Genomic DNA, 11,933 nt, shown 5'->3' with positions numbered 1-11,933 from the left:
CTGCGACACTGGATGAACCATGCCTAAGCCCGGAGAACTCACTTTTGTCGCGCCCCGTGGAGCCAAGCGGCCGCCGCGGCACCTCGCCGACCTCACCCCCGACGAGCGCAAGGAAGCAGTCGCCGCGACCGGCGAGAAGCCCTTCCGTGCCAAGCAGCTGTCGCAGCACTACTTCACGCGGTACGCGCACGACCCGGCGGAGTGGACCAACATCCCGGCCGCGTCGCGGGACAAGCTCGCCGAGGCGATGTTCCCCGACCTCATGTCGGTCGTGCGCCACATCAGCTGTGACGACGACACCACCCGTAAGACGCTCTGGAAGCTGCACGACGGCACCCTCGTGGAATCCGTCCTCATGCGGTACCCGGACCGGGTGACCATGTGTATCTCGTCGCAGGCCGGCTGCGGGATGAACTGCCCGTTCTGCGCCACCGGGCAGGCGGGACTCGACCGCAACCTGTCGACCGCCGAGATCGTGCACCAGATCGTGGACGGCATGCGCGCGCTTCGTGACGGCGAGGTCCCGGGCGGGCCGGCACGGCTGTCCAACATCGTCTTCATGGGCATGGGCGAGCCGCTCGCCAACTACAAGCGCGTCGTCGGGGCGATCCGGCGGCTGACGGACCCCGAGCCGGACGGCCTCGGTCTCTCGCAGCGCGGGATCACCGTGTCCACGGTGGGCCTGGTGCCGGCCATGCTGCGCTTCGCCGACGAGGGCTTCAAGTGCCGGCTCGCGGTCTCACTGCACGCCCCTGACGACGAGCTGCGCGACACCCTCGTGCCCGTGAACACCCGCTGGAAGGTCCGCGAGGTCCTGGACGCCGCGTGGGAGTACGCGGAGAAGTCGGGCCGCCGCATCTCCATCGAGTACGCGCTGATCCGCGACATCAACGACCAGGCGTGGCGGGGCGACCTGCTGGGCCGGCTGCTCAAGGGCAAGCGGGTACACGTCAATCTCATCCCGCTGAATCCGACCCCGGGCTCGAAGTGGACCGCCTCACGGCCCGAGGACGAGAAGGCGTTCGTCGAGGCGATCGCGGCCCACGGTGTCCCGGTGACCGTCCGGGACACCCGCGGCCAGGAGATCGACGGTGCCTGCGGGCAGCTGGCGGCCTCCGAGCGCTGAGGCGGCACCCAGGGCGGGGCACGATCCGGCCGGTACGGCGTGATCCGGCCGGTGTAGCCTGGCCCGAAATCAACTTCATATTCCGACAGGGGAGCGCCACAGCGCTGAGAGTGCGGCACCGAGGACAGGTCGGCCGCAGACCCTCTGAACCTCGCCCGGGTCATTCCGGGTAGGAAGTTCGGACCTTACTCAAGCTGTTGCGCCCTGCCCGCTCACCGAGCGGGCAGGGCCGCGTCTCTTCCTGGTCACCTCCAGGAGGAATCACATGAACACCACCACGAAGTACGCGGCGACGGCGCTTGCCGCCGCGCTCGGTGTCACCGCGCTCGCGGGCTGCGGCGGCTCCGACGACAAGGCCTCCGGTGGCGAGGGAGCCGGTTCCAAGACCGTCACCCTGGTCAGTCACGACTCGTTCAACGCCTCGGACGCCGTCCTGAAGGCGTTCACGAAGGAGACCGGCTACACGGTCAAGGTGCTCAAGAGCGGTGATGCCGGAGCCGCGCTCAACCAGGAGATCCTGACCAAGGGCTCACCCCGTGGTGACGTGTTCTTCGGCGCCGACAACACGCTCCTCTCCCGGGCCCTGGACAACGGTCTGTTCAGGCCGTACGAGGCGAAGGGCCTGGACCGTGTCGCGGCCGACACCCGGCTCGACGCGGACGAGCACCGGGTGACGCCCGTCGACACCGGTGACATCTGCGTCAACTACGACAAGAAGTACTTCGCCGACAAGAAGCTCGACCCGCCGACGTCCTTCGACGACCTGCTGAAGCCCGCGTACAGGAACCTCCTCGTCACCGAGAACGCCGCGACCTCCTCGCCCGGCCTCGGCTTCCTGCTCGGCACCGTCGCCACCTACGGCGAGACCGGCTACCAGGACTACTGGAAGAAGCTGAAGAGCAACGGCGTCAAGGTCGTCGACGGCTGGGAGCAGGCGTACAACGAGGAGTTCTCCGGCTCCGCAGGCGGCAAGAAGGCCGAGGCCGACCGTCCGCTCGTCGTCTCGTACGCCTCCAGCCCGCCCGTCGAGGTGCTGTACGCCGATCCACAGCCCGCCGAGGCCCCGACCGGTGTCGCCACCGGCACCTGCTTCCGCCAGATCGAGTTCGCCGGCCTGCTGGACGGCGCGAAGAACGAGGCGGGCGGCAAGGCGCTGCTGGACTTCCTGATCAGCAAGCAGTTCCAGGAGGACATGCCGCTGAACATGTTCGTGAACCCGGTGGTGAAGGACGCGAAGCTCCCGGAACTCTTCACGAAGTTCGGTGCGACCGTCGACGAGCCGGCGACCGTGGCCCCGGAGAAGATCGCCAAGAACCGTGAGCAGTGGGTCCAGTCATGGTCCTCGCTCGTCGTGAAGTAGTCGCGCGGCCCGCCTGGCGGGGGAACGCGGTGCGGCTCGGCCTCATGGCCGTGCCCGTCCTGTTCTTCGCCCTGTTCTTCGCCTACCCGGTCGTCGCGATCGTCGGCCGGGGGCTGAAGCCGGACGGCGACTGGCAGTTCGGCAGGATCGGGGCGGTGCTGAGCCGGCCGGACATCCTCGATGTCCTCTGGTTCACGACCTGGCAGGCCCTCGCCTCGACCGTGCTCACCCTGCTGATCGCGCTGCCCGGTGCCTACGTCTTCGCCCGCTTCGACTTCCCCGGCAAGCAACTGCTGCGCGCCGTGGTGACCGTGCCGTTCGTCCTGCCGACCGTCGTGGTGGGCACAGCGTTCCTGGCACTGCTGGGGCGCGGCGGGTTCCTCGACGAGCTCTGGGGAGTCCGTCTCGACACGACCGTGTGGGCGATCCTGCTCGCCCACGTCTTCTTCAACTACGCGGTCGTCGTACGGACCGTCGGCGGCCTGTGGTCACAGCTCGACCCCCGCCAGGAAGAGGCCGCCCGGGTGCTCGGGGCCGGCCGTGTCGCCACCTGGCGGCGCGTGACCCTGCCCGCGCTGGGACCGGCCGTGGCCGCCGCGGCTCTGATGGTCTTCCTCTTCACCTTCACCTCGTTCGGTGTCGTCCAGATCCTCGGCGGTCCGGCCTACTCCACGCTGGAGGTGGAGATCTACCGGCAGACCGCCCAGCTGCTCGACCTGCCGACGGCCGCGGTGCTGACCCTGGTGCAGTTCGCCGCGGTCGGCGCGATCCTCGCCGTACACGCCTGGACCGTACGGCGCCGGGAGACGGCGCTGAAGCTCGTCGACCCGGCGCAGACCTCCCGGCCGCCCCGCGGAGCCGGCCAGCGGGCGCTGCTCGCCGGCGTACTGCTGACCGTGCTGCTTCTGGTCCTGCTGCCGCTCGGCGTGCTGGTGGAACGCTCCCTGGACACGTCCGGCGGCTACGGTTTCGACTTCTACCGGGCACTCCGGTCCGCCGACGCCAACGGCTCCACCTTCCTGGTCCCGCCGCTCGACGCCATCGGTAACTCGCTGCGCTACGCCCTGGTCGCGACGCTCCTCGCCCTCGTGATCGGCGGCCTCGCGGCCGCCGCGCTGACCCGGAGGGCAGGCAGACTGGTGCGGGGCTTCGACGCCCTGCTGATGCTGCCGCTCGGGGTGTCGGCGGTCACCGTCGGCTTCGGTTTCCTCATCACGCTCGACAAGCCGCCGCTCGACCTGCGCACGTCCTGGATCCTGGTCCCGCTCGCCCAGGCGCTGGTGGGCGTCCCCTTCGTCGTACGGACCATGCTGCCCGTCCTGCGTGCCGTGGACGAACGGCTGCGGGAGGCCGCCGCGGTGCTCGGTGCCTCGCCGCTGCGGGCCTGGCGCGAGGTGGACCTCCCGCTGGTACGGCGGGCAGTGCTGGTGGCAGCCGGCTTCGCCTTCGCCGTGTCGCTCGGTGAGTTCGGCGCGACCGTGTTCATCGCACGCCCCGACAACCCCACCCTGCCGGTCGCCGTGGCCAGGCTGCTGGGGCGTTCGGGAGAGCTCAACTACGGCCAGGCGATGGCCCTCAGCACGATTCTGATGCTGGTCTGCGCGGTGTCGCTGCTCCTGCTCGAACGTATCCGCACCGACCGATCCGGGGAGTTCTAGAGATGCTGGCAGTGGAGTCCGCCACGGTCCGCTTCGGGAAGCGGACCGCGCTCGACGCGGTGGACCTGGAGGTCGAGGACCACGAGGTCGTCTGTGTGCTGGGGCCGAGCGGCAGCGGCAAGTCGACGCTTCTGCGGGCCGTGGCCGGGCTGCAGCCCCTGGACGGCGGACGGGTGTTCCTCGACGGCGTCGACCAGGCACCGCTGCCCGTCCACCGCCGCGGGCTCGGCCTGATGTTCCAGGACCACCAGCTGTTCCCGCACCGGGATGTCGGCGCCAACGTCGCCTTCGGACTGCGGATGCACGGCGTCCCCCGCGCCGAACGCGACCGCAGGGCCGGTGCGCTCCTGGACCTGGTCGGCCTGCCCGGGGCGGACCGGCGTGCCGTCGCCTCCCTGTCCGGCGGCGAACAGCAGCGCGTGGCGCTCGCCCGGGCCCTGGCGCCCCGTCCCAAGCTGCTGATGCTCGACGAGCCCCTGGGCCAGCTGGACCGCAGCCTGCGCGAACGGCTCGTCGTCGAACTGCGCACGCTCTTCGGCCGGCTGGGCACCACGGTCCTCGCCGTCACCCACGACCAGGGCGAGGCTTTCGCACTCGCCGACCGGGTCGTGGTCATGCGGGACGGCCGGATCGCCCAGGTGGGCACCCCGCTGCAGGTCTGGCAGCACCCGGCGTCGGCTTTCGTCGCCCGTTTCCTCGGCTTCGACAACCTGGTGGACGCCACGGTCACCGGGACGGCCGCCGACACCGCCTGGGGCAAGGTGCCGGTGTCCGAGGGATCGCCCCAGGGCGAATGCGAACTGCTCGTGCGGCCGGGTGGCGTCCGGATCGGCCGCACCGAGGACGGCCTGCGCTGCACCGTGGGCGTACGCACCTTCCGTGGCCACCACGTCACCGTCGCCCTGCACCCCGGTGACGGGCCGGCCCTGGAGGCGGAGTGCGCGCTGCGGGACACCCCGGAGGAGGGGGCCGTGGTGGGCGTGACCTTCGACCCGGCGGAGACGGTGGTCCTCCCCCCGGCCTGAGTGCTCCGGAGTCCGGCCGGGGATCAGCCCGTCAGCCGGGCGAGGGCGCCGGCCGCCTCCTCCACCGTGTCGACGAGCGCGATACGGGACTCCATCGACCTGCCTGCCGCGAGCGCTTCCAGCAGTGGCCAGGCGGGCAGCTTCCGCGTCCAGTGCGCACGGTCGACCAGGACCATCGGCGTGGGCGCGGAACGCGACTCGTAGTAGTTCGGCGTCGCGTTGTCGAAGATCTCCTGCACGGTCCCGGCGGCACCGGGCAGGAAGATCACACCGGCGGTCGAGCGGGCCAGCAGCCCGTCCTCGCGCACCGCGTTCGCGAAGTACTTGGCGATGTGGTCGGCGAAGGCGTTGGGCGGCTCGTGGCCGTAGAACCACGTGGGGATCGCGACCGAGGAACCGCCGTCCGGCCAGCGTTCCCGTACGGAGAAGGCGGCCCTCACCCATGCGGTGATCGACGGGCTGAACGACGGTTCCGCCGCCAGGAGCTCGCAGGCCTTGACCAGCATCGCGTCGGAGTGCGGAGCCGCGTAGGCACCGAGGTTGGCCGCCTCCATGGCACCCGGGCCACCGCCCGTCGCCACGGTCAGACCGCTGCGGGCCAGTTCCCTGCCGAGCACGGCCGCGCCGCGGTACTCCTCGGACCCGCGGGCCATCGCGTGGCCGCCCATCACGCCCACCACACGGGCCCCGACGAGGTGTTCGTCCAGGGCGTCGGAGACGGCGTCGTCGTGGAGGGCCCGCAGCATCGAGGCGAAGACGTCACCGTTCGCCTTGGTCAGCTGGAACCAGTCGTACGCCCGCGCGTCGGGCGTCGCCCCGTAACCGCCCTCCACCAGACCCTCGTAGAGGGCGTCGGGGGTGTACAGCAGTCCCCGGTACGGGTCGAAGGGGAGGCCGGGTACCGGCGGGAAGACGAACGCCCCGTCCGCGCGTATCTTCGCCTCGGCGCGGGGCGCCATGCGGCAGCCGAGGAAGACGGCGCCCTGGGTTCCGGTCGTGAGCAGTGCGTCGCTCCGGTCCGTCAGGTCGACGGCCTGGACGCGGTGACCGGCGAGCGTCCCGGCCGCGACTGCCTGGTCGAATGCCGTGAGCGTCTCGATCTCGACGCCTGGCGCGTACGTGTACTCGTCCGTGGTGTCCACGCCGCCATGCTACGGACCGCCCCGGCGGCAGGTGTCACCCCGTCAGAGGCAGTGCCGCCAGCTCCGCGATCGCCCAGGTCAGTGGTCCGAGGACGAGCAGCAGCACCAGCGCCCGCAGGGCTGCGGCGGACCGGAGCGCGGAGGCCGGGGCACCGAGCCGCAGCAGGGTCCTGGCCGTACGGGCACGGGCCTGCCTGGCCTCCAGTGCGGTGGTCAGCAGGGTCGCCGTGGTGCAGCCGAGGACGAGTACGGCGCCGAGTGCGGTGAGCGGTCCGAAGGGACGAGCTCCGTCGGTGTGCAGGACGGATGCCGCGATCACCCCGGACAGCACCGCGCAGACGATTCCCAGCGGGCGGCCGATACGGGTCGCCTCGTCCATCAGAACCCTGCCCGCCAGCAGCCGTACGGCACCGGGCCGCACCGCCTGGAGCAGCCGTCCGCACAGATGGGTGAGGCCCGGGCCGGCCGTCGCCAGGCCGGTCGCGGTGAGGGTCCAGCCCGCGAGCACGGCGGCCGGGGTGGAGTCCAGCCGGCCCGGCAGCGGGAAGGGGTTGCCCGCCGTGCCGCGGCTCGCGTACGCCTCGACCGCGAGTCCGACCGCCGTGAGGGCCACGCCCCAGGGCAGCCCCGTCGGAGCCGAGGCGGGCGCGAGGTCCGCCTCGGTCTCCTGGGCCTCGGACGGTGCGACCCGCCTGGAGCGCAGCGCGAGCCCGCCGGCCGCGGACGAGGCCAGCGGTACGAGGGCCAGCAGGGTGAGTGCGGCGGCGAGGGGCATCGGGGTGCCCGCGCCAAGGAACTCGGCGGCACCGCCGTCGAACGGCAGACCGGTCAGATCGCCGCGCAGATGGAGGAAGAAGAGCAGCGCCACCACCGATCCCAGTGTGGTGGACACCGCCGTAGAGATCGCCGCGAGCACGGAGAGACGGGCCGGGTCCAGACCGGCGGCGAAGAGCCCGGGCCGCGGGCGGGTACTCGGATCCGTACGCGCGACCGCCACCGCGAACCGGACGGTCGCGGCGAGCGGCACGGCGCACCACAGCAGCCGCAGTACGGAGCCCGACGCGTGCGCCGGGTGCCCGGAGGCGTAGCCGAGGGTGCACAGGAGCAGGAAGCCCACCCCGGCCGACGCGGTGGCCAGGAGCAGACGCCGCATCAGGACCAGGGGATGTGAGCCGCGGGTCAGACGGAGAGCGAGCACGCCGAGCGGCCTTCCGGATCGGACGCGGAGGGCAGGGAGACGGTGGTGACGCGGCGGCCGTCCAGCAGGCCGACCACACGGTCGGCCAGCGCGGCGACCTCCGCGTCGTGGGTGGCGAGCACGACGGTGATGCCGTGGGACCGTGCCGCGGTCATGAAGGTGCGCAGCAGGTGTGCGCGCTCGGCGAGGTGCAGTGTCGCCGTCGGCTCGTCCGCGAAGATCACGGACGGCGAGGCGGCCAGCGCGCGGGCCACGGAGATCCGCTGGCGCTGCGACTGGAGCAGGGTGTGAGGCCGCTTCTGGGCGAGCGGACCGATGTCCAGGCGTTCCAGCCACTCGGAGGCGGCTCTCTTCGCCGTCCGGTGCGAGACGCCCCGGAGCAGCAGCGGCAGCGCGGTGTTCTCCCAGGCGCTGAGCTCGGGCACGAGCTGGGGCTCGGCCGCGATCCAGCCGAATCTGTCCCGGCGGAGCTGTGCGCGAAGCCGGGGGCCCATGGTGTGCACGGGCACGCTGTTGAACCAGACCTCGCCCTCCTGGGCCACGAGCTGGCCGGAGAGGCAGTACAGCAGTGTCGTCTTACCGCTCCCACGGGGTCCGGTCACGGCGAGGATCTCGCCCTCGCGGACACCGAGCGAGACACCGCTGAGCCCCGGCGATCCGTTGTGGGAGTGGTGCAGGGAACGTGCCCAGATCACGTCGTTGTCGGGCGGGGCCACCATGGCGTACACCTCGGTTCGGATCAGATTTCCCGTCCCCCGCACGGGGGAGAACGAATACAACGAGAACAAGGCCGATCGGTCACTCGGCACGCTAGGCAGCCGGAGCGAGGTGGCGGGACAGCACGCGGCCCGGATACACCCGTTCTCACTCGAACGGGTGTATCCGGGCCGCGTGGTTTGTGGGCGATGTCCGCCGCGCGTCATGTCGGCGGCGGGCCGGTGCCGGTCAGAGCTTCGACCAGGCCTCCGTCAGGACACCGCGCAGAATGCCCTCGATCTCGTCGAAGGTCGACTGGTCGGAGATCAGCGGCGGCGCGAGCTGGACGACCGGGTCCCCACGGTCGTCGGCCCGGCAGTAGAGGCCGTTCTCGTACAGCGCCTTGGAGAGGAAGCCGTACAGGACGCGCTCGGTCTCCTCGTCGGTGAACGTCTCCTTGGTGGCCTTGTCCTTCACCAGCTCGATGCCGTAGAAGAAGCCGTTGCCGCGGACGTCGCCGACGATCGGCAGGTCGTGCAGCTTCTGCAGCGTCGTCAGGAACGCGTTCTCGTTGTCCAGGACGTGCTGGTTGAGGCCCTCGCGCTCGAAGATGTCGAGGTTGGCGAGACCGACCGCCGCGGAGACCGGGTGGCCGCCGAAGGTGTAGCCGTGCAGGAAGGTGTTGCCGCCCTGGTAGAACGGCTCGGCCAGCCGGTCGGAGATGATGCAGGCGCCGATGGGGGAGTAGCCCGAGGTCATCCCCTTGGCACAGGTGATCATGTCCGGCACGTAGCCGAACTTGTCGCAGGCGAACATCGTGCCGAGGCGGCCGAACGCGCAGATGACCTCGTCGGAGACGAGCAGCACGTCGTACTGGTCGCAGATCTCCCGCACGCGCTGGAAGTAGCCGGGCGGCGGCGGGAAGCAGCCGCCGGCGTTCTGCACGGGCTCCAGGAAGACCGCGGCGACGGTGTCCGGGCCCTCGAACAGGATCTCCTGCTCGATCTGGTCGGCTGCCCAGCGGCCGAAGGCCTCCGGGTCGTCACCGAAGAGCGGGGCGCGGTAGATGTTGGTGTTCGGCACCTTGTGCGCGCCGGGGACCAGCGGTTCGAACGGGGCCTTCAGCGCGGGCAGACCGGTGATCGACAGGGCGCCCTGCGGGGTGCCGTGGTAGGCGACCGCGCGTGAGATGACCTTGTACTTGGTCGGCTTGCCCTTGAGCTTGTAGTACTGCTTGGCCAGCTTCCAGGCGGTCTCCACGGCCTCTCCGCCGCCCGTGGTGAAGAAGACCTTGTTGAGGTCGCCCGGGGCGTAGTCGGCGAGCCGCTCGGCGAGCTCCACGGCCTTCGGGTGGGCGTAGGACCACACCGGGAAGAAGGCCAGCTCCTGCGCCTGCTTGTACGCCGTCTCGGCGAGCTCGTGACGGCCGTGCCCGGCGTTGACCACGAACAGGCCGGAGAGACCGTCGAGGTAGCGCTTGCCCTTGTCGTCGTAGATGTAGGTGCCCTCGCCACGCACGATGGTGGGAACGGGCGCGTTCTCGTAGTCAGACATGCGGGTGAAGTGCATCCACAGGTGGTCGTACGCGGTTCGGCTGAGGTCCTTGCTCACGGCTATCGGGTTCCCCACATATAGGTCTGCTTCTTGAGCTTGAGGTAGACGAAGCTCTCGGTGGAGCGCACACCGGGAATGGCCCGAATGCGTTTGTTGATCGTCTCCAGCAGGTGGTCGTCGTCCTCGCAGACGATCTCCACCATGAGGTCGAAGGAGCCCGCGGTCATCACCACGTACTCGCACTCGGCCATGGCCGACAGGGCCTCGGCCACGGGGTCGAGGTCGCCCTCGACGTTGATACCGACCATCGCCTGGCGCCGCAGCCCCACGGTGAGCGGGTCAGTGACGGCGACGATCTGCATCACGCCCTGGTCGAGCAGCTTCTGGACACGCTGGCGCACGGCCGCTTCGGAGAGGCCCACGGCCTTGCCGATCGCGGCGTACGGCCTGCGCCCGTCCTCCTGAAGCTGCTCGATGATTGCGAGGGACACGGCATCGACCGCTGGGGACGATCCGTTCCCGGTCCTGGAGTCTGCGCTGCGACTGGCCACGCCCCCACTGTGCACCGAGCTTCGTCTGTCTGGCAAGCCCGAATCGATGAAATTCGTCGTCTGGGCATCCGAATAGCACTGAATCCGAAGTTCGCGGCGGGTGGGTATGTCGAAAGCGTCACCCGACGGTCTAGTGTTGGGGTCTCACCCATCGGACAGCTGACAGGAGGGGTGGTTGTGACCACCGAGGTGCGCCGTCTGCGCAACTACATCAACGGAGAGTTCCGGGACGCCGCGGACGGGCGGACCATCGATGTGGTCAACCCGGTGACGGAAGAGGTCTACGCGACCTCGCCGCTGTCCGGGCAGGCCGACGTCGATGCCGCCATGGAGGCCGCGGCCGCCGCGTTCCCCGCCTGGCGCGACGTGACGCCCGCCGAGCGCCAGAAGGCACTGCTGAAGATCGCGGACGCCTTCGAGGAGCGGGCCGAGGACCTGATCGCGGCGGAGTCCGAGAACACCGGCAAGCCGCTGGGGCTCACCCGTACCGAGGAGATCCCGCCCGCGGTGGACCAGATCCGCTTCTTCGCGGGCGCCGCCCGGCTGCTCGAAGGCCGTTCGGCCGGCGAGTACATGGAGGGCCTCACCTCCATCGTCCGCCGCGAGCCGGTGGGCGTGTGCGCGCAGGTCGCGCCGTGGAACTACCCGCTGATGATGGCCGTGTGGAAGTTCGCCCCGGCGCTCGCCGCCGGCAACACCGTCGTCATCAAGCCGTCCGACACCACTCCGGCGTCGACCGTGCTGATCGCCGAGATCATCGGGCGGATCCTGCCCAAGGGCGTCTTCAACGTCCTCTGCGGCGACCGCGAGACCGGCCGCGCGATGGTGGAGCACCCGACCCCCGCGATGGCCTCCATCACTGGGTCGGTGCGGGCCGGCATGCAGGTCGCCGAGTCCGCCGCCAAGGACGTCAAGCGGGTCCACCTGGAGCTCGGCGGCAAGGCCCCCGTCGTCGTGTTCGAGGACACCGACATCGCCAAGGCCGTCGAGGGCATCTCCGAGGCGGGGTACTTCAACGCGGGCCAGGACTGCACGGCCGCCACCCGCGTCATGGTCCACGAGTCCATCCACGACGCGTTCGTCACCGCGCTCGCCAAGGCGGCGGCCGACACGAAGACCGGCCTGCCGGACGACGAGGACGTGGCGTACGGCCCGCTCAACAACGCCAACCAGCTGGCGCAGGTCAGCGGCTTCATCGAGCGGCTCCCCGCGCACGCCAAGGTCGAGGCCGGCGGTCACCGGGTCGGCGACAAGGGCTACTTCTACGCCCCGACCGTCGTCTCGGGCCTGCGGCAGGACGACGAGATCGTCCAGCACGAGGTCTTCGGCCCCGTCATCACCGTCCAGTCCTTCACGGACGAGGCCCAGGCCGTCGAGTACGCCAACGGCGTCGAGTACGCCCTGGCCTCCTCGGTGTGGACCAAGGACCACTCCCGCGCGATGCGGATGTCCAAGAAGCTCGACTTCGGCTGCGTGTGGATCAACACCCACATCCCGCTCGTCGCCGAGATGCCGCACGGAGGGTTCAAGAAGTCCGGCTACGGCAAGGACCTCTCCGCGTACGGCTTCGAGGACTACACCCGGATCAAGCACGTCATGACGTCGCTCGACGACTGACCCCCG

At 70.4% G+C, this 11,933-nt stretch carries 10 protein-coding genes and 1 riboswitch; of the genes, 5 read left to right on the top strand and 5 right to left on the bottom strand.

All coding sequences use genetic code 11. The annotated features are described in order from the left end of the window. Nucleotides 1-19 precede the first annotated feature (19 nt). From rlmN to ACFYSH_RS04725, 4 genes are all read left to right on the top strand, one after another. On the top strand, nucleotides 20-1,126 hold the full coding sequence (rlmN, locus tag ACFYSH_RS04740) for a 23S rRNA (adenine(2503)-C(2))-methyltransferase RlmN (RefSeq protein WP_359472847.1): 1,107 nt from the start codon (nucleotides 20-22) through the stop codon (nucleotides 1,124-1,126). 77 nt (nucleotides 1,127-1,203) lie between these two features. Then, nucleotides 1,204-1,320: riboswitch (TPP riboswitch) on the top strand. Between the two features lie 71 nt (nucleotides 1,321-1,391). Beyond that, nucleotides 1,392-2,486 carry a thiamine ABC transporter substrate-binding protein gene (locus ACFYSH_RS04735; protein ID WP_359472845.1) on the top strand — a complete coding sequence of 365 codons (1,095 nt, stop codon included), beginning with the start codon at nucleotides 1,392-1,394 and terminating at the stop codon, nucleotides 2,484-2,486. 44 nt (nucleotides 2,487-2,530) lie between these two features. Continuing rightward, nucleotides 2,531-4,144 carry an iron ABC transporter permease gene (locus ACFYSH_RS04730; RefSeq protein ID WP_359472974.1) on the top strand — a complete coding sequence of 538 codons (1,614 nt, stop codon included), beginning with the start codon at nucleotides 2,531-2,533 and terminating at the stop codon, nucleotides 4,142-4,144. Between the two features lie 2 nt (nucleotides 4,145-4,146). Next, on the top strand, nucleotides 4,147-5,169 hold the full coding sequence (locus ACFYSH_RS04725) for an ABC transporter ATP-binding protein (protein WP_359472843.1): 1,023 nt from the start codon (nucleotides 4,147-4,149) through the stop codon (nucleotides 5,167-5,169). 23 nt (nucleotides 5,170-5,192) lie between these two features. Here ACFYSH_RS04725 and ACFYSH_RS04720 read toward each other — a convergent pair whose 3' ends face one another. The 5 genes from ACFYSH_RS04720 to ACFYSH_RS04700 all read right to left on the bottom strand — a co-directional run bounded on the left by ACFYSH_RS04720 (nucleotide 5,193) and on the right by ACFYSH_RS04700 (nucleotide 10,325). Continuing rightward, the gene (locus ACFYSH_RS04720) at nucleotides 5,193-6,311 is read right to left on the bottom strand and encodes a Rossmann fold nucleotide-binding protein (protein WP_359472841.1); all 1,119 of its coding nucleotides are present in this window, start codon (nucleotides 6,309-6,311) and stop codon (nucleotides 5,193-5,195) included. Nucleotides 6,312-6,345: 34 nt separating this feature from the next. Further along, nucleotides 6,346-7,509, bottom strand: a complete 1,164-nt coding sequence (locus ACFYSH_RS04715) for a hypothetical protein (RefSeq protein ID WP_359472839.1) — start codon at nucleotides 7,507-7,509, stop codon at nucleotides 6,346-6,348. Further along, nucleotides 7,491-8,228 carry an ATP-binding cassette domain-containing protein gene (locus ACFYSH_RS04710; protein ID WP_359472837.1) on the bottom strand — a complete coding sequence of 246 codons (738 nt, stop codon included), beginning with the start codon at nucleotides 8,226-8,228 and terminating at the stop codon, nucleotides 7,491-7,493. Before ACFYSH_RS04710 ends, ACFYSH_RS04715 begins: the two co-directional genes overlap by 19 nt. Before the next feature lie 226 nt (nucleotides 8,229-8,454). Further along, nucleotides 8,455-9,834, bottom strand: a complete 1,380-nt coding sequence (locus ACFYSH_RS04705) for an aspartate aminotransferase family protein (RefSeq protein ID WP_359472835.1) — start codon at nucleotides 9,832-9,834, stop codon at nucleotides 8,455-8,457. Next, nucleotides 9,819-10,325, bottom strand: coding sequence for an Lrp/AsnC family transcriptional regulator (locus ACFYSH_RS04700; RefSeq protein WP_359472971.1), 507 nt, complete (start codon nucleotides 10,323-10,325; stop codon nucleotides 9,819-9,821). Before ACFYSH_RS04700 ends, ACFYSH_RS04705 begins: the two co-directional genes overlap by 16 nt. 162 nt (nucleotides 10,326-10,487) lie before the next feature. Between ACFYSH_RS04700 and ACFYSH_RS04695 the strand changes: the two genes are divergently transcribed. After that, a complete protein-coding gene (locus ACFYSH_RS04695) occupies nucleotides 10,488-11,927 on the top strand; it encodes a gamma-aminobutyraldehyde dehydrogenase (protein WP_359472833.1) in 1,440 nt (479 codons plus the stop codon). Nucleotides 11,928-11,933: the final 6 nt, after the last annotated feature.

The sequence above is a fragment of the Streptomyces sp. NPDC005791 genome, assembly GCF_042871485.1.
In the GTDB taxonomy this organism is placed as follows: domain Bacteria; phylum Actinomycetota; class Actinomycetes; order Streptomycetales; family Streptomycetaceae; genus Streptomyces.
Note: the sequence above shows the minus strand (reverse complement) of the source record. Positions and strands in the feature narration are given on the sequence as shown.

Coding starts and splice junctions, on each gene's coding strand:
- ACFYSH_RS04710 (WP_359472837.1), bottom strand. CDS start 8,228: ATGGTGGCCCCGCCCGACAACGACGTGATCTGGGCACGTTCCCTGCAC.
- ACFYSH_RS04725 (WP_359472843.1), top strand. CDS start 4,147: ATGCTGGCAGTGGAGTCCGCCACGGTCCGCTTCGGGAAGCGGACCGCG.
- rlmN (WP_359472847.1), top strand. CDS start 20: ATGCCTAAGCCCGGAGAACTCACTTTTGTCGCGCCCCGTGGAGCCAAG.
- ACFYSH_RS04735 (WP_359472845.1), top strand. CDS start 1,392: ATGAACACCACCACGAAGTACGCGGCGACGGCGCTTGCCGCCGCGCTC.
- ACFYSH_RS04730 (WP_359472974.1), top strand. CDS start 2,531: ATGGCCGTGCCCGTCCTGTTCTTCGCCCTGTTCTTCGCCTACCCGGTC.